The 15,925-nt window shown below is 65.4% G+C and carries 18 protein-coding genes; all 18 read left to right on the top strand.

What is annotated here, in order from left to right:
* The first annotated feature begins 11 nt into the window (after positions 1–11).
* The 18 genes from ASC87_RS29585 to ASC87_RS29510 all read left to right on the top strand — a co-directional run bounded on the left by ASC87_RS29585 (position 12) and on the right by ASC87_RS29510 (position 15,917).
* The gene (locus ASC87_RS29585; RefSeq protein WP_157604457.1) at positions 12–716 is read left to right on the top strand and encodes a murein L,D-transpeptidase family protein; all 705 of its coding nucleotides are present in this window, start codon (positions 12–14) and stop codon (positions 714–716) included.
* A 49-nt stretch (positions 717–765) separates the two neighbouring features.
* Positions 766–1,317: a hypothetical protein gene (locus tag ASC87_RS32350; RefSeq protein WP_157604456.1), complete on the top strand. Its 552-nt coding sequence runs from the start codon at positions 766–768 to the stop codon at positions 1,315–1,317.
* Between the two features lie 218 nt (positions 1,318–1,535).
* Positions 1,536–1,928, top strand: a complete 393-nt coding sequence (locus ASC87_RS32345; protein ID WP_157604455.1) for a hypothetical protein — start codon at positions 1,536–1,538, stop codon at positions 1,926–1,928.
* A gap of 116 nt (positions 1,929–2,044) precedes the next feature.
* On the top strand, positions 2,045–2,479 hold the full coding sequence (locus ASC87_RS29580) for a hypothetical protein (protein WP_157604454.1): 435 nt from the start codon (positions 2,045–2,047) through the stop codon (positions 2,477–2,479).
* 71 nt (positions 2,480–2,550) lie between these two features.
* The gene (locus ASC87_RS29575) at positions 2,551–2,919 is read left to right on the top strand and encodes a low molecular weight protein tyrosine phosphatase family protein (RefSeq protein ID WP_056671678.1); all 369 of its coding nucleotides are present in this window, start codon (positions 2,551–2,553) and stop codon (positions 2,917–2,919) included.
* A gap of 20 nt (positions 2,920–2,939) precedes the next feature.
* Positions 2,940–3,422: a GNAT family N-acetyltransferase gene (locus ASC87_RS29570; protein ID WP_056672165.1), complete on the top strand. Its 483-nt coding sequence runs from the start codon at positions 2,940–2,942 to the stop codon at positions 3,420–3,422.
* Between the two features lie 147 nt (positions 3,423–3,569).
* The gene (locus ASC87_RS29565; protein WP_056671676.1) at positions 3,570–5,144 is read left to right on the top strand and encodes a methyl-accepting chemotaxis protein; all 1,575 of its coding nucleotides are present in this window, start codon (positions 3,570–3,572) and stop codon (positions 5,142–5,144) included.
* A gap of 116 nt (positions 5,145–5,260) precedes the next feature.
* Positions 5,261–6,034 carry a transporter substrate-binding domain-containing protein gene (locus ASC87_RS29560; protein ID WP_056671672.1) on the top strand — a complete coding sequence of 258 codons (774 nt, stop codon included), beginning with the start codon at positions 5,261–5,263 and terminating at the stop codon, positions 6,032–6,034.
* Between the two features lie 153 nt (positions 6,035–6,187).
* Entirely contained in the window at positions 6,188–6,541 is a 354-nt protein-coding gene (locus tag ASC87_RS29555) for a GFA family protein (protein WP_056671669.1), read from the top strand.
* Positions 6,542–6,839: 298 nt separating this feature from the next.
* On the top strand, positions 6,840–9,359 hold the full coding sequence (locus ASC87_RS29550; protein ID WP_056671665.1) for a PAS domain S-box protein: 2,520 nt from the start codon (positions 6,840–6,842) through the stop codon (positions 9,357–9,359).
* Complete coding sequence (locus ASC87_RS29545; protein ID WP_056671662.1) at positions 9,337–9,969, top strand: response regulator transcription factor; 633 nt, start codon at positions 9,337–9,339, stop codon at positions 9,967–9,969. The genes ASC87_RS29550 and ASC87_RS29545 overlap by 23 nt, the downstream gene beginning before the upstream one ends.
* An 88-nt stretch (positions 9,970–10,057) precedes the next feature.
* Positions 10,058–10,453 carry a PleD family two-component system response regulator gene (locus tag ASC87_RS29540; RefSeq protein ID WP_056671658.1) on the top strand — a complete coding sequence of 132 codons (396 nt, stop codon included), beginning with the start codon at positions 10,058–10,060 and terminating at the stop codon, positions 10,451–10,453.
* A 105-nt stretch (positions 10,454–10,558) separates the two neighbouring features.
* Positions 10,559–11,128 (top strand): heme NO-binding domain-containing protein, encoded by a 570-nt coding sequence (locus ASC87_RS29535; RefSeq protein WP_056671655.1) that lies wholly within the window; start codon positions 10,559–10,561, stop codon positions 11,126–11,128.
* A gap of 14 nt (positions 11,129–11,142) precedes the next feature.
* Positions 11,143–12,813: an ATP-binding protein gene (locus ASC87_RS29530; protein ID WP_200954583.1), complete on the top strand. Its 1,671-nt coding sequence runs from the start codon at positions 11,143–11,145 to the stop codon at positions 12,811–12,813.
* On the top strand, positions 12,810–13,568 hold the full coding sequence (locus ASC87_RS29525; protein WP_056671649.1) for a class I SAM-dependent methyltransferase: 759 nt from the start codon (positions 12,810–12,812) through the stop codon (positions 13,566–13,568). Before ASC87_RS29530 ends, ASC87_RS29525 begins: the two co-directional genes overlap by 4 nt.
* A gap of 44 nt (positions 13,569–13,612) precedes the next feature.
* Positions 13,613–14,335: a TenA family transcriptional regulator gene (locus ASC87_RS29520; RefSeq protein ID WP_056671646.1), complete on the top strand. Its 723-nt coding sequence runs from the start codon at positions 13,613–13,615 to the stop codon at positions 14,333–14,335.
* A 7-nt stretch (positions 14,336–14,342) separates the two neighbouring features.
* Positions 14,343–15,185 carry a dihydrodipicolinate synthase family protein gene (locus ASC87_RS29515; RefSeq protein WP_056671643.1) on the top strand — a complete coding sequence of 281 codons (843 nt, stop codon included), beginning with the start codon at positions 14,343–14,345 and terminating at the stop codon, positions 15,183–15,185.
* Between the two features lie 87 nt (positions 15,186–15,272).
* Positions 15,273–15,917 (top strand): hypothetical protein, encoded by a 645-nt coding sequence (locus ASC87_RS29510; RefSeq protein WP_056671640.1) that lies wholly within the window; start codon positions 15,273–15,275, stop codon positions 15,915–15,917.
* The last annotated feature ends 8 nt before the right edge of the window (positions 15,918–15,925 follow it).

Here is a 15,925-nt window from a genome sequence, read left to right as displayed (position 1 = left end):
CAGGCCTCGACGTGAAACGCCGCACCGCGCTTTCATGGCTTGGCGCCACGTTGTCTTCCGCGGCGGCGGCCGCGGGCACCTCGGAGAGCCATCCGCGCAGCTACACCGTCGAGGATCGCCTCCGCTTGCATGCCCCTGCCGTCGAACGGCGGCTCAAGCGCAAGTTCGCTTCAGCGGGACTTCCGTATCCCCCTGCGGCGCTGACGTACGTCGTCTTCAAGGATGTTGCGCGCATGGAGGTGTACGCACGCGCCACCGCGGCCGGTGCCTGGCGGCGCGTGGTGGCATACCCCATCCTGCGCATGAGTGGCACCTTGGGGCCGAAGCTTCGCGAAGGCGACGGGCAGGTTCCGGAAGGTGTCTATCGCGCCGAGTTCCTGAACGCGAACAGCCGCTTCCACCTGTCCATCCGGCTCGACTACCCCAACGCGTTCGATCGGGCCCAGGCGCGTGCCGAGGGCCGCACGCACCTCGGATCCGACATCATGATCCACGGCTCGAACGTGTCCATCGGCTGCATGGCCATGGGCGATCAAGCCGCGGAAGACCTGTTCATCCTGGCTGCGCTGACGGGCAAGGAGCGCGTGAGCATCGTGGTGGCGCCCACGGACTTTCGCCGCCCCGCAGCGCGTGTGCCGAAGGGCGGGCCGCCTTGGGCGGCAGCGTTGTATCGCCACATCAAGGCGGCGTTGAACCCGTTGCCGGGTGCGGATTGATGCCTTCTGCCGGCGGCCCTTGATGCGATGGTTCGGACGTGCCCAGAGGATGAAGCACTGCCTGGCGCAGGTGAAGGCGTATAGGGCGCGCGCAGTCTTCGCGATGCTCCTCCTGCTTCCTTTGCTGGCGGCGGCATCCGGAACGCTTGTCGCGGATCTTGAGCAACGCTTGCGAACGGATGGCGTCGACAGCGTCAACGCACACTTGGGCGCGCAGGCCCTGCTCATGGCAAAGCTGAATCAAAGCGCCGCTGATTGCGACCCCCAGGCCATTGATCTCACCGTGAAACTCAGTCGAACCAAGAACGCGGGCGCCGGTGATCTTCACAATGAATCACTTCGCATCGCAGTCGGCACATGTACAGAGCTGGTCTTGTCGCTACTTTCACCGGCAGAGGTGCCCAAGATCTGCGCCTCCGTCTCGACATGGACCGTGACTGAAACAGCCAGAGAATTGCGGCGACGAATAGGGCAGATTGAAATCGATGAAAGAATTCGACCCATTCGGCATGGCAAAGCATGCAGCAACGCATATCGCCTCGAGCTTCAAAATACCAGAGTGGGCCTCAGGGTTCGCCAGCCAAACAGTCAATCCAGATGATCGGTCCTGCCGCCCAACCCGTTCATCTCCACTCTCGCCGGGCGCGGTGGCATCCCGCCGTTGAACTCTCCAGTTTCCAGTGAGAACCAGGTACCCGCGTTGTATGCTGCGGCCTGACCCATCCATCGAGCTGACGTCCCAAAGCCTGCAGCCTTGTGCCCCCGCTCAAGTCAAGTCAAACGTCCAGGCCACGGACAGCGAGATGCCTTCGAGGACCTATGAACGTTGCGATGGAGTTTCATGATTCTGAAGTCTCATCGGTCGAAGGTGATGCAGACGTCCTCTGCATTCGGTTCTCTGCTGCCTGCGTTCATCGATCGGCCGGAACGCCAGGGGTCGATTCTGGCGCGGGTTACGCTCAGGCGCTTGAGCTTCGGCTCACGAATCCCGCTTGGGCCGGCAAGCCGAGCGAGTGCATCGGCAGGCTCTCGGATGGGCGGATTCATGTCGACGGTCAGTTGCTCGCGCTCGTTCCGGTCCCGTATGCCAACAAGGGCGACGTCAGTCTTGTCGTCCAGTTTGCCAACGGCGCCGAACTGTCGGCTTTGGCCAAAGGCGTCACGGTTCAGCAAGTTGGAGAGCCTCGCTATGTCGAATCCTTCTCCTGCTAGAGTGCCGCAGAACGTGGATCCCGGACGGTTGCGGCCTGACCCGTCCATCGAGCGGATGTGTCCCGGCAAGTCGGGCCCCGCCGCGCATGTCGAGCGCCAACTTTCCTGAGGGCATCATGCCAACTATCACCTTCTCCCACGCCGCGGGAGTCTTCGACTTCAATCAAACCGATCCAGAGACGGGAGAGAGTGGACTCCTTGTGCAAGACATTGCCACATTGCGTTCACTTGATGGGCTGCTCTATGACGACGAAGTCTTCTCCGACCACATTGGTGACGGTGAACTGGAGGCCATCGCAGACATTGGAATCTCAGGTGGCTCGCTTGCTTTTCTATTCGATGCGAAGTCAAAACAACTACTTGCCGAAACCCAGTATTTGCTCACGCGCTCACTCAAACCCCGGGAAGTCGAGCTTCTGAAGAGCTATACGGTTGGACAGTGGAGCGACGGAATCGGCTCTAATTTCTTCCAGAATCAAATGCATCAGGGCCTGGCCCCACAAGCATTGGTCATGGAGCTGAAACATGTCGCTGTGCGGCAAGAAGGCTGACCATCCATCGAGCGGACGCCCCAAGGCCTTCGGTTTGTGCCGCGGCTCATGTCAAACGTCAGGCCACAGCAATGAACCATCTGCTCTTCGTCTGCAGCCAGAATCGATTGCGCAGCCCGACTGCCGAGCACGTATTTTCCGCGTATCGCTCGGTCGAGTGCATGTCCGCAGGCACGAACAATGACGCCGAGGTTGCCCTCAGCGGTGAACTGGTGGAATGGGCAGACATCATCTTCGTCATGGAGAAAGCGCATCGGAACAAGCTCTCGTCCAAGTTCAAGAGGCACTTGGCTGGCAAGCGGGTCATCTGCCTGGACATTCCCGATGACTATGAGTACATGCAGGAAGAACTCGTCCAGCTTCTCAAGACCAGAGTATCCCGCCATGTGCCAGACCTTGCGGCAGGAGGCCTGGCCGTCCATCCAGCGGACATGCGGTGAAATGGCGCCCTGGAGCAATGATGCGCCGTCTCGCTGAATTGAGCGATCTCGACCCCATCTTCGCCATCTACATGGATGCGGCGGTCATTCCATTCCTGGGGTTCGATCCCATGCCCATCGAGGCATTCCAGCCCGTCTTTCGCGAACTCGTCGAGAGCCGCTGCTTCTACGCGTATGAGGTCTCTGGTGAACTCGCCGGCTTCTACAAGGCATCCCGACATCCCGGGCGGGCGAGCCACGTCGCGTACTTGGGTTCACTGGCAGTTGCCCCGAAGTTTCAAGGGCTCGGCGTCGCGCGCGCCATGGTCACGGAGGCCATCGAGGAGCTTCGCAGCTCAGGTGCCAAGCGAGTTGAACTGATCGTCGAGTCCGACAACGCCCGTGCGCTGGCCTTCTATGCGCGGCTCGGATTCGAAATCGAGGGCAGGCTGAGAAAGTTCTACAAACGCGCTCATGAGCCAGCGTATGTCGACGACTACATCATGTCCAGGATCTTCGATTGAGTGGGGTCCAACTGACCACACCTTGCGACTGAATCGCCCACAAAGTCGCACTTTGCATGCTTCGTCCAACAGGCGCGCTGAAATCGCTTAGCTTCGGCCATTGGCGGCCGATAGAGCTTCCGATCATTCAGCCAGTCAGAGGCGGACATGTCTTGGTTCAATCTTCGCAAGGGCTCCCATCCCACGCTGGCCCGTCGTTTCGGTCTTAGCTTCGCGGCAATTCTTGCGTTGTTTCTGGCATTGGCTGGCGTCAGCCAGTTCTTGCTGTCAACGCTGTCAGCGCGCATGCGAGGCATCGTCGAAGTCAACAATCAGCAAATGGCACTCGCCAATACGATGATCGTGCAAGTGGCCGACATGGCTCTGGCGCTGCGGACATTGACGCTTCTCACGGAGGTCAAGGACATCGATGCTGAGGTAGGCGTTCTTCGCAAGACGCAGGAGGCGTATCTCAAGACCGAGAAGGAGCTTGCAGATGCCCTGGTCGCGCACGGCGCCAGCGAAATTGACCGCGACGCACTTGGGCAAATCATCAAAGTCCGCGAGAGAACGTTGCCATTGATCGCCAAGGCAGCGCAGCTTGGAGCCGATGGCGCAACACCTGAGGCGACGCTGGTACTGATGAACGAAGTGCGTCCCGTCGAACGGCAGTGGCGAGCACTTGCGAGCGAGTTTGCCCGCCGGCAGACCGAACTGAATGCATCGGCATATGCCGAGGCCCGCAACACCCAGGAGACTGCCACCATCGCATTGTCCTGCGCAGGCCTTGCTGCAGTGGTCGCTGGCGCGCTGCTGGCTTGGCGGCTGAGCGCGGCAGTGGTGCAACCTGTGAACGATGCCATCCGCGTAGCCGAATCGATCGCGGGAGGCGACCTTTCCAACACCGTGGCAACCACCCGTCGGGACGAACTCGGTCGTTTGCTGATGGCCATCTCCAGCATGCAACACCGCCTGCGCACGTTGGTGGGAGACATCCGGCATTCGGCTGATTCAATCTCTACCGCCTCCGCAGAGATTGCGATGGGCAACCTGGATCTGAGCCAGCGCACGGAACAGCAGGCCGCAAGCCTTCAGAAGACAACTGCAAATGTTGGAGAGCTCACTGGCACTGTGCGCGACAACGCTACCTCGGCGCTGCAGGCCGATGCGCTGGCTCGCTCGGCGTCCCAAGTCGCGGCGCGCGGAGGAGACCTTGTAGATCAGGTCGTCGCCACCATGGCCGACATCTCGACCAGCTCGCAGCGAATCGTCGACATCATCAGCGTGATCGACAGCATCGCCTTCCAGACCAACATCCTCGCGTTGAACGCCGCGGTGGAGGCGGCACGCGCTGGCGAGCAGGGACGAGGCTTCGCCGTGGTTGCAGGCGAGGTGCGCCAACTTGCACAGCGAAGCGCCGAAGCCGCGCGGGAGATCAAGACACTCATCAATGCGTCTGGAGAGCGTGTGCATACCGGCTCGCGCATCGTCACGGACGCTGGCGCCACCATGCGCGAGATCGTTGCGTCGATTCACCGCGTGTCGGAAATCATGAGCGGCCTGAACACTTCAAGCCAGGCACAGCGCAGTGGCATCGAGGCAGTGGGAGGCGAGGTGGAGCAACTCGACACCATGACACAGCAGAACGCCGCGCTTGTGGAGCAAAGTGCCGCCGCCACTGAAAGCCTCAAAGAGCAGACCCATCGGCTCACGCAGGCGGTGCGTGTGTTTCGCCTGCACTAGGTACCCCCCACGCGAGTTCATTCGGACACGGTGCTTGCAGCTCGACCAGCCTGGTGCCGATCAAGACATTGACTCGCCTTCAAACTCCAACCCAACCCTTTCACGAAGGAACAGTCATGCGCGCAACTCTTGCCCTCTCCGCCGCCATCTGCTTGGCGGTAGCCGCTCCAGGCGTCCGAGCTCAACAGCTTCTTGATGACGTTTTGAAGAAGAAGGTTCTGGTGGTCGGCATCCCGGTGGACGCGCCTCCGTTCGGCTTCCTGGGCAGTGACCAGCAGCCAAAAGGGCTTGACATCGACGTCGCGACGCTCGTCGCCGAAAAGCTCGGCGTCTCGGTCAAGTTGGTTCCGGTGGCAAGCGCGCAGCGCGTTCCGTTCCTGGTGGAACGCAAAGTCGACATGGTCGTTTCCACCCTTGGAAAGAATCCCGAGCGTGAAAAGCAGATTGACTTCTCCGTGGACTACTCGACGTTCTACCTGGCTGTGTTTGGAGCCCGGGCAACGTCACTGTCGCAACCGCAGCAGCTGGGCGGGATGAGCGTCGCCGTCACGAAGGGGTCGATCGAAGACCAGGAGCTCACTGCGGTGGCTCCCAGCGCCGCCAAGATCGAACGCTTCGCAGACAGTACGGCCTCGATTGCCGCTTATGCGCAAGGCAAGACGCAGCTGGTGGCCGCCGGCATCAGTGTCATGGCAGCAGCCACGCAGAAGAATCCGGCGATGGAGATGGAGACGAAGTTTGTTCTCAAGGACTCGAAGAACTACATTGGATTTCCCAAGGGGGAGACAGCGCTGCGAGACAAGGTCAACGAGATCATCGAAGCAGGCAAGGCATCCGGCGACTTTCGAAAACTGAACGCGAAGTGGTTCAGCCGGGCTGCTCTCAAGTGAGCTTGGTTGGGTCGAGCTCCGCGGCGCGTGATCCGTCGTGGGCTCGACCCGTCGATGAGGTCGCCGCCTGATCGGAATCACGACGATCTTGTTACTCCTGGCGAACGCGCGTGCTGGGTAAAGTGGGTCCCTCGTTGACCTCCACACCCACCCATGACCACCACCCACACCGCCAGCTGCCAATGCGGCAACGTCGCCATCGAGGCCGAAGGCACCATCGAGGGTGCCTTGGCCTGCAACTGCTCCATGTGCGCGAGGCGAGCCTCGCTGCTGTGGTTCGTCCCGCGTGCAAACGTCCGGTTCAAGACACCGGAGTCGGCGGCGGGCACGTACCTCTTCAACAAGCATGTCATCAAGCATCGCTTCTGCCCGGCCTGTGGCATCCACGTCTTCGGGGAAGGCACGGACCCGAAGGGCAATGCCGTTGCCGCGGTGAACCTCCGGTGCGTGGAGAACATCGACCTGGCGGCCCTCCCGGTCCAGCACTTCGACGGCAAGGCGATCTGACCCTCCTGCGCGCGTGAGCGCACCCCGGGAAGCGGGGCCGTGTAGGTGAAACACGGGCACGGTGCTTCGACCGGTAGGTTGTCGCCCGACAACCCGGCGGCACAGCAACCCTCATGCATAGGGGACACAGGCGCCTTGCGCCGCGGATGAGCGTATAAGGATTCTCCGGTGCAGCCTGTGGTCTCGGCTGCGCGATCCGTAATCCGCAGTCGTGGTCCAGCGAGGGTTCGATCATGTCCGCACAGTGCTTCGATCCGGCAGCCGAGCGTCCGCCTGGCGGGCCGCAGCACCTCACGCCATGAGGCAACTGCTGCAGGTCGTGGGCCTGCCGTGGCGACCGTCCGCCGAAGGCCTGAGTGTGCCCGCGGTGATGTCGCTCCAGGGGTTCCTCTCCCGGCTGATCTGGCTGTGCGTGGGGCCCTTGCTGGCCCTGGCGGTCTACATGGCCGTCGAACGTGTCCGCGACGTGCACAGCCAGCGTGACCGCGAGGCACGGGGCCTTGCCACCACGTTCGCCACCGCGGTGGACCAGCACCTGAGCGCCCGCATCGGCGCACTGAAGATGCTGGCGCAGTCGGCACAGGTGGACGACGCGAGGGGCTGGCCCGCGCTCTACGAGGAAGCACGGGGCTTCGAGCAGAGTTTTGGCAGCCACGTCATCCTGGCCGATCCGGCGATGCGGATGCTGTTCAACACGCGGGTGCCCTTTGGCACGGCGTTGCCGATGCTGCCGGTGCCGAAGGGGCGCGCGGCGGCGCCGGTTGCGATGGCGACGGCCAAGCCGGCCGTCGGTGACCAGTTCCTCGGGCCGGTGGCGCAGGAGCCGCTGGTGGCCATCGCCACGCCGGTGCTGCGCGATGGCCACGTCACCTTCGTGCTCCTCACGGTGTTCGAGACCCGCCGCTTCCAGGCGCACCTGGACCAGGTGCCGCTGCCGGCCGGCTGGTCACTGGCCCTGCTGGACGGCCGCGGCGAAACGATGGTGCGCCGCGCACCGCCGGACTTCGATCCCGCCACGGATGTCGACCCCAGCGGCCGGTTCGTGGTGCGCTCGATCGAGTCACCGTGGTCCGTCGTGCTCGAGATGCCGCGCGGCGTCTACCGCAAGGCGCTGCTGGAGGCGGCCCTGACGCTGGCCCTCGCGGTGCTGGCCGCCACGCTGGCCGGCGTGGTCGGTGGCACGCTGGCCAGCCGCCAGCTCGGCCGCGCGGTGGCCTCGCTGGCGCAGCCCGCGGCGGCGCCGCGGGCCGACCTCCACATCACCGAGATCGCCGCCGTGCGGGGGCTGCTCGACCAGGCTGCACAGCGTCGGGAGACCGCCGAAGCCACGCTGCTCGTGAGCGAGCAGCGATTTCGCCGCCTCTTCGACGAAGCGCCGCTGCCGCAGGCCCTGGTGGCCGGCAATGGGGCCCTGGTGGGGGTCAATGCCCGCTTTGTCGAGGTGCTCGGCTACACCACCGCCGAGCTGCCCACGCTGGCCGATTGGTGGCCACTGGCCTATCCCGATCCGGTCTATCGGCAGGCGGCGTTGGAGGCCTGGCAGGCGACGGTCGCACGCTCGGGGGATTCGGCGATGAACCTCGAACCCGTCGAACGGCAGGTCACGTGCAAGGACGGGGCGGTGCGTGCCATGGTGCTGTCCGGCATCGGCATCGGGGACGACTTCCTGTGCACGTTCTTCGACGTGACCGAGCGCAAGCGGGTGGAAGAGGTGAGCCAGCGGCTCGCGGCCATCGTCGAATCGTCCGACGACGCGATCGTCAGTTGCACGGTCGACGGGGTCATCACCAGCTGGAACCGGGGCGCGACCCGCACGTTCGGCCATCCGCCCGGCGAAGCGATCGGCCGGCGGGTCCGCGACGTCATCCGGCCAACGGCGAGCGAGCCGGTGCATCCCAACGAACGCCGGATCTTCCACTCGCGCCGCGGCAGTGACCCGGCCGGCGCCGAAGAGGTGGTCCGGTTGCACAAGGAGGGGCATGCGATCACGGTGTCGGTCGTCACCGGTGTCATCCGGGATGCGTCGGGGGCACCGTCGGCGCTGGCGGCGATCCTGCGTGACATCACCGCATCGAAGCGCCGCGACGCCGAACTGCAGCGGCTGATGGCCGATCAGGCTGCGCGCGAGTTGCGCATGCGGGACCTGACCGCCCGGCTGCGCACCCTGCGGGAGGAGGAGTGCACCCGCATCTCGCGCGAGGTGCACGACGGTCTCGGGCAACTGCTCACGGGGCTCAAGATGGACGTCCGGTGGATGATCCGCAAGCTGGCGGCCGGCGTGTCGATCGCGGACTTGTCGCCGAAGCTCGCCGACGCGGAAGCGCTGGTCGACCAGATCGTGATGTCGGTGCAACGCATCGCCGTGGAATTGCGCCCGAGCGTGCTCGACACCCTGGGCCTGCCGTCGGCCATTCGCGACGAAGCGCGTCGGTTCCAGGACCGCTCGGGGGTCACCACCACCGTCGAAACCGCGATTTCGTCGCTACCTGGATCGGCCGTGGCCACCGCGCTGTTCCGAATCCTCCAGGAGCTCTTGACGAACACCGCCCGACACGCCAATGCTTCGTGCTTGAGCATCGCGCTGGTCGACGAGCCGGGCGCCTGGGTTCTGCGTGTCAGGGACGACGGGGTCGGTATCGACATCGACACGGTGAACCAGACCACCTCCCTGGGCCTGCTGGGAATGACCGAGCGTGCCGAGGCCATCGGCGGCACCTTCAGCGTGGCCCGCCACCCGGAAGGCGGCACGGTGGCCACGGTGACGGTGCCCTACCCATCCGTCGAGGGAGGCGGACATGCAGCACGTTCTGATCGCTGACGACCATGCCGTGACACGCCACGGCCTGCGGGAACTCCTGCGCGACGCATTCGACGGCGTGCAGGTGACGGAAGTGGGCGATGGCCACGCGGTGCTGGCCGAGCTGCCCACGCGCAAGTGGGACCTGCTCCTGCTCGATGTGCTGATGCCGGGCCCGGGCATCCTCGAGTTGCTCCGCTTGATCCGCGAGGTGAACGCCACGGTGCCGGTGCTCGTGCTCACGGCCAGCCACGAGACGGCCTACATCGTCGAGACCATGGCAGCCGGCGCCAACGGCCTGATCCACAAGCACCATGCCGTGGACGACCTGCTGCAGGCCGTGCAGCGCATTGCCAACGGGGGAACGTACCTGCACGCGGATGCGGCGGCGGTCATTGCCAAGTCGCTGCAGGCGCGCAAGTCCACGTTGATTCACGACGACCTGTCCGACCGCGAACTCGAGATCTTCCGGCGCATCGCCGTCGGGCGGGCGATCAAGGAGATCGGCTTCGACCTCGGGCTGAGCGACAAGACCGTGGCCACGTACCTGGCGCGCATCCGGGAGAAGACGGGGCTGAACAGCCACGTCGACATCGCCCGCTACGCGCTGAAGAACGGGCTCGTCGATTGACCGGCCCGCGCCGCGTGTAGTCATTTTGCCTAGTGCGGCGGCGCAAATGCGGACACGGCGGCGGCGGGAGCGGTGGCACGATCACCGGATGCAGTGCCTCAGTCCCCGCCCCCGGTTCCTGGTTGCCGACGACGTGCGTCCGCTGGCCCAGCTTGTCAGCGACCTCCTGCGGGAGGGTGGCGCCGACGTGGTGGCACTGGCCGCCGATGGCGCCGAAGCGCTGCGTATGTTCCGCGAGACCGAACCCGACGGCGTCGTGCTCGACATCGAGATGCCCGAACTCAATGGCTTCGAGGTGCTCCGTGCCATTCGCGCCAGCGAGCGCGGCGCCGACTGCCTCGTCATCATGTTGACGAGCCATTCCGAGCCGTCGATGCGCGAACAGGCCTATGCCGACGGCGCGGACCACTACCTGAACAAGACCACCGAGTTCGAGCAACTGCTGCGCATCGTGCCCGATCTCAGACATCGGCATGGCGGGTAGTCAATCTGCTGACACCGTTCAGCACTCTGCCGACTGGCGCGCTTTGGCGACTGCGCTCACAGTCACGACATCAGTGATCCAAGCAATGGCACAGGGAGAAATAACATGTACGGTCTCGTGAATCAAGCAGTCGAGGACTTCGTTCGGCGCGGTTTCGGTGACGACGCCTGGCAGCAGATTCGCGAGAACGCGGGCGTCAACCACGAGATGTTCGTCTCGATGGACAGCTACCCGGACGAGCTCACGTACAAGCTGGTCGGAGCCGCCACCGAAGTGCTGAAGATGGATGCCGCCCAGATCCTCGAATCCTTCGGCGAACACTGGGTGCTCTACACCGCGCAACAAGGCTACGGCCAGATGCTCGAGATGTTCGGGTCGAACCTCGAGCAGTTCCTCCTGAACCTGGACAACCTGCACAGCCATGTGGGGATGACGTTTCCGGCATTGCGTCCACCGTCGTTCACGGTGGAATCCGTGGAAGGCGGCCGTTCACTGCTGCTGCACTACCGCAGCGAACGCGCCGGCCTGGCACCCATGGTGATCGGCCTGCTCAAGGGGCTGGGCCGGCGGTTCTCGCAGGAGGTCGACGTTCGCCAGACAGCCAGCCGCGGGCAGGACGACCACGATGTCTTCCGCATCGATTACGTTGGAGCGGGCGTGTCGCCTGTCCAGTGATGGCGGCACCTGAATTGAATCTGGCGCTTGCCCCGTCGGAGTTCGCGGCAGCGTTCCCGTTCCACATCGTCCTCGACGATGAGCTTCGTGTGTTGCAGGTCGGGGCCGTTCTCGGCCGGCTGTGCCCGGCGCTGGTCGCGGGCGCGGCACTGAGCGAGCACTTCACCCTGCAGCGGCCCGTGCTGCAGCAACTCGACTTCGACAGCGTGCACCAGCATCGCCAGTCGCTGTTCGTGTTGCGCTACCGTGATGGGCAGCTTCGCCTGCGCGGCGAGTTCGTGGCACAGGGCCGCCACCTGTTCTTCCTGGGCTCGCCGTGGGTGACGGCCATGGTCGACGTGCACCAGGTCGGGCTGAGCCTCAACGACTTCGCCGTGCACGACCCGGCCGTGGACCTGCTGTTCCTGCTGCAGACGAAAAACAAGGCGCTGGCCGATGCGCAGGAGTTGTCGTGCCGGCTCAAGGAGCAGAAGGACAACCTGAAGGTCGCCATGCTGGCGACCGAGGTGGCGGAACAGGCCAGCCGGACCAAGAGCGAGTTCCTCGCGATGATGAGCCACGAGATCCGGACACCGATGAACGGTGTGCTGGGAATGCTCGATCACCTGCTGGCAAGTGACCTGTCGGTGCCGCAGCGCAACTGCGCTGCCACGGCGGCGAAAAGCGGGAAGTCCCTGCTCAGGATCATCGACAACATCCTCGACTTCTCCAAGATCGAGGCGGGCAAGCTGCAGCTGGAGTCCGTCGACTTCAGCTTGCGGCGGGCGGTGGCCGACGCGGTGGAACTGCTGTCCTACCAGGCGGGGGAGAAACATCTGCAGGTCGACGTCGACGTCGCCCCCGAAATTCTCGACGACCTGGCCGGCGATGCCGTGCGCATCCGGCAGGTGCTGGTCAACTACCTCGGCAACGCCATCAAGTTCTCGGATTCGGGGCGGGTGGCGGTGCGGGCTCGGCTGGTCAGCGAGACGGACACGCAGGCCAGGATCCGGTTCGAAGTGGAAGATGGCGGCATCGGGATCGACGCCGCCAAGCAGCCCACGCTGTTCGAGCCGTTCACGCAAGCGGACGCGTCCACGACGCGCAAGTACCAGGGAACCGGGCTGGGCCTGGCCATCTGCAAGAAGCTCGCCGCGCTGATGGGCGGCGAGGTCGGTGTCAGCAGCGAGACGGGCCGGGGCAGCACCTTCTGGTTCACCGCGTGCCTGGACAAGTCGACCGCGGTGCAACCGGTGCGGCCGGAGGCCACGGGCACGACGATGGCCTTCCGCGGCCACCTGCTGGTGTGCGAGGACGATCCCGTCAACCAGATGGTGGCGGAGCTGCACCTCAACGCGCTCGGGTTCACGGTGGACGTGGTGGAAAACGGTGTCGACGCCGTCAAGGCGGCCGCGCACACGCACTACGACCTGGCGATGCTGGACATGCGCCTGCCTGACATGGACGGGCTCGACGTGTGCCGTGCCATCCGGGCACACCAGGGCGACAGCGGGCACATGCCCATCATCATCTGGACGGCCAGCATGCTGGGCGCGGACCACGGACGGGCCGCCGAGGCCGGTGCGGACGCCATGCTCGGCAAACCCTTCGAACCGAGTGCGCTGAAGTGCACGCTGTCCAGGTTCCTGGCTGCGCGCGACACGCGCCCGGCCCTTACCTCCCTCACTCAGGACACCCGCATATGAACATGCCCACCGATCCCCGCGCGCTGTACGACCAGACCGCCGCCAACTGGTCGCGCGCACAGCCCAGCTCCTTGTCCGACTACACGGCCCGGCCCCAGGTGATGGCGCTTTGCGAGCCGCTCCAGGGCAAGTCGGTGCTCGACCTCGGCTGCGGCGAGGGTTACTGCAGCCGCATGCTGCGCCACCGCGGCGCGGAGGTGGTTGGGCTCGATCTTTCCGAGCGCATGATCGCGCTCGCGCGGGAGGCCGAGCGCGCCGAGCCGCTGGGCATCCGCTACGACACGGCGGATGCGGCGTCGGTGGACCTGGGCGAAGCGAGCGTCGACCTGGTGGTGGCCGTGTTCCTCTTCAACTACCTCGGCGTCGAGCCCATGCGCCGGACCATGGCCAACGTGCACCGCATGTTGCGCCCCGGCGGCAGCTTCGTGTTTGCGGTGCCACACCCTGCGTTCGCCTTCATGCGCGAACCCGCGCCGCCTTTCTATTTCGACGTCGGCTCTGCCGGGTACTTCAGCGCACGTGACACCACGTTTGGCGGAAGGATCTGGAAACGTGACGGCAGCGCACTCGATGTGCAGCTGGTGCACAAGACCTTCGCCGATTATTTCGATGGCCTGCGTGCGGCGGGGTTTGCCGCCATGCCGGTCATCACCGAGTTGGCCGTCACGCCAGCCATGGTCGACCTGGACGAAGCCTTCTTCGGTCCGCTCGTCGATCTCCCCCTGCACATGGCCGTCAAGGTCGTGCGCACCTGAGTCCCTTCGTTCCTTCGTCCCCCAACGTCCCCGAGGTCTGTCTCATGAAATCGCTGCAATCCGAAATCCCCCACCTGCTCCTCGACACCCCCACGCGGTTCCGCCTCGTGGCCGAGGCGCATCCGCTCTGGCGCCATCCGTTCGTCGAGCGTTGCCGCGCCGGCGAACTCACGATCGCCCAGGTGCGCGTGCTGGGTGGCCAGATGTACAAGTTCTGCCGCCAGTTCCCGAGCTTCCTGGCCTTGGCCCTGGCGGCCTGCCCGCAGGAGGATGCCCGCCTCGTGATCGGCGAGAACCTGTGGGAGGAACTCGGCGAGGGCGATCCGGCGCGCGCCCACGCCAACCTCTTCCGGCGTTTCACGCGGGCCCTGGGGCTGGACGATGCGCAGCTGGCGGCGGTGCCCGAGTTGCCCGAGACGGCGTCGCTGATCGACACCTACCTGAACCTCAGCGACCACTACGGCGTGACCGGCACGCTCGGCGCCTTGTGCTATGCCTCCGAAGGCATCGTCGGGGCCCTGTACACGCAGATCCAGGCCGGGCTGCTGCAGGCCGCCGCGTTCGATCGGGACGCGCTCATGTTCTTCGAGGTGCACATCCACGTCGACGACGGGCACGCCGACAAGCTCGAGTCCATCCTGCTGCCCATGCTGCACTCGCCGCTCGACGAGTTGCGCGTGGAGCGGGCCATCCGCGTGGCCCTCGACGCACGGTGCCGTTTCTTCGACGGCGTGCTGCGCGAGGCCGAGGCCCTGGGTTGTGCCTGAGGTGACGATGAACCCGCATCCCGCCTGGCTTCACGGCCTGTTCGCGGTGCTGCCCACGCCGATGGCGGCGGGTGGGCACCTCGACCTGGAGAGCCTCGACCGCGTGGTGGATCACTACCTGGCCGGTGGGGCCACCGGGCTGGTACCGGCCAGCATCGCCGGCGAGGGCCACCTGCTCGACGAACACGAGCGCCGGCTGGTGATCGAACGCGTGGCGCGGCGCTCGGCGGGGCGCGCGCCGGTGATCGTGGGGGTGCTGGACGACAGCACCCACCTCGCGCTGGCCCTGGCCCGCGTGGCGGCCGACTGCGGGGCGAGCGGGCTGCTCGTCAAGCCACCGCGGAGTGACGCGGCGGCGGTGCTGGCCCACGTGGACACCATCGCACGCGCACTGCATCTGCCCATCATCCTGATGGATCACCCGAAGTTCGGCGGCTTGCTGCCGGTGGACCTGCTCCAGCGGCTGGCCGACACCGTGCCCGAGGTGTGCGGCATCAAGGTCGAGGAAGAGCCCACGCCGGAGAAGATGATTCGTGTGGGGGCGGCCCTTGGGACACGCCTCGGGCTCTTCGGCGGGCTGGGCGGTGTGCACTGCCTGGCCGAACTCGCGGCAGGCGCGGATGGATTTTTCACGGGCTACCCGCACCCGGACCAGCTGGTGGCGGTCATGGCCTGCTGGCGCAAGGGCGACCGCGCCGGCGCGGCGGCGGCCAGCGAGCGGATGATGCCCGTGGCGACCTGGGAGCGTGAGCACCCCGAGTCGATGATCCTCCAGCGCAAGGTGATCCTGCGCGATGCCGGTGTGATCGCCGAGGCCGTGGTGCGCCAGGCCGCCACCGCTGCCGCCTGACACCCCTCGTTGCCTGCCCGGCCGCGGAATGTGGGACAGTGCGTGCCAGCCGGCGCGCCGGCCATTCCAACGACCGAGGACACAAGAATGAAACGACCGGGTGTCGCCCGACGCCAACTCCTGCTGGCGGGCCTTGCAGCGCCGTGGTTGTGCACCTCCGCACGGGCCTTCGACAGGGTGACCGCCGGTGAACGCTACCGCGCGTGGCTGGCCCAATTCCATGCGGACATCGCCACCACGTCGGGCAAGGTGCCCCGCGGGGAACCGGTGACGGCGGCCGATGTCGAGCGGTGGTGCGAGCGTTCGGTGGCGCCGGGCTCGCGTGCCGTGCAGAACCTGGCCGAATGGCTGACCGTGGCGCGACGCGACGGCATGTCGCGCAGCGGCGGCGAGATCGTGTACCACGGGCCGCTGCGGCTCGCGCTGCGCCTGATGACGTCGTCGATCCCGGCAGGGCAAGGCGGCCTCTACCCCGAGGTGTCCCCGAGCAAGTACCCCGATCGCGTGCTCACTGTCTGGTACATGCACATCCATGCGGGCGAACACCTGGCGCCTTACTTCGAGAACCCGAAGCGGTTCTCGCCGTACCGCCTGCCGCCGGACGGGCAGCTGGCGCGCAACGCGTACCCGTTCCTGCTGTTCGAGGACGGCCCCGCCGGCCTGCGTTTCGGCGGGTTCGGCCAGGAATGGTATGGCGCGCTGCAGTACGCCTACGACCTGCAATTCCATTGAGGTGCCCG

This window comes from Rhizobacter sp. Root1221 (assembly GCF_001425785.1).
In the GTDB taxonomy this organism is placed as follows: Bacteria; Pseudomonadota; Gammaproteobacteria; order Burkholderiales; family Burkholderiaceae_C; genus Rhizobacter.
This window is presented reverse-complemented; position numbering and strand designations above follow the sequence as displayed.

What these genes read in the sequence shown, in the direction of transcription:
- ASC87_RS29560 (WP_056671672.1), top strand. Translation starts at nt 5,261, where the DNA reads ATGCGCGCAACTCTTGCCCTCTCCGCCGCCATCTGCTTGGCGGTAGCC.
- ASC87_RS29515 (WP_056671643.1), top strand. Translation starts at nt 14,343, where the DNA reads ATGAACCCGCATCCCGCCTGGCTTCACGGCCTGTTCGCGGTGCTGCCC.
- ASC87_RS29555 (WP_056671669.1), top strand. Translation starts at nt 6,188, where the DNA reads ATGACCACCACCCACACCGCCAGCTGCCAATGCGGCAACGTCGCCATC.
- ASC87_RS29575 (WP_056671678.1), top strand. Translation starts at nt 2,551, where the DNA reads ATGAACCATCTGCTCTTCGTCTGCAGCCAGAATCGATTGCGCAGCCCG.
- ASC87_RS29535 (WP_056671655.1), top strand. Translation starts at nt 10,559, where the DNA reads ATGTACGGTCTCGTGAATCAAGCAGTCGAGGACTTCGTTCGGCGCGGT.
- ASC87_RS29510 (WP_056671640.1), top strand. Translation starts at nt 15,273, where the DNA reads ATGAAACGACCGGGTGTCGCCCGACGCCAACTCCTGCTGGCGGGCCTT.
- ASC87_RS29565 (WP_056671676.1), top strand. Translation starts at nt 3,570, where the DNA reads ATGTCTTGGTTCAATCTTCGCAAGGGCTCCCATCCCACGCTGGCCCGT.
- ASC87_RS29525 (WP_056671649.1), top strand. Translation starts at nt 12,810, where the DNA reads ATGAACATGCCCACCGATCCCCGCGCGCTGTACGACCAGACCGCCGCC.
- ASC87_RS32350 (WP_157604456.1), top strand. Translation starts at nt 766, where the DNA reads ATGAAGCACTGCCTGGCGCAGGTGAAGGCGTATAGGGCGCGCGCAGTC.
- ASC87_RS32345 (WP_157604455.1), top strand. Translation starts at nt 1,536, where the DNA reads ATGAACGTTGCGATGGAGTTTCATGATTCTGAAGTCTCATCGGTCGAA.
- ASC87_RS29580 (WP_157604454.1), top strand. Translation starts at nt 2,045, where the DNA reads ATGCCAACTATCACCTTCTCCCACGCCGCGGGAGTCTTCGACTTCAAT.
- ASC87_RS29570 (WP_056672165.1), top strand. Translation starts at nt 2,940, where the DNA reads ATGCGCCGTCTCGCTGAATTGAGCGATCTCGACCCCATCTTCGCCATC.
- ASC87_RS29545 (WP_056671662.1), top strand. Translation starts at nt 9,337, where the DNA reads ATGCAGCACGTTCTGATCGCTGACGACCATGCCGTGACACGCCACGGC.
- ASC87_RS29540 (WP_056671658.1), top strand. Translation starts at nt 10,058, where the DNA reads ATGCAGTGCCTCAGTCCCCGCCCCCGGTTCCTGGTTGCCGACGACGTG.
- ASC87_RS29520 (WP_056671646.1), top strand. Translation starts at nt 13,613, where the DNA reads ATGAAATCGCTGCAATCCGAAATCCCCCACCTGCTCCTCGACACCCCC.
- ASC87_RS29550 (WP_056671665.1), top strand. Translation starts at nt 6,840, where the DNA reads ATGAGGCAACTGCTGCAGGTCGTGGGCCTGCCGTGGCGACCGTCCGCC.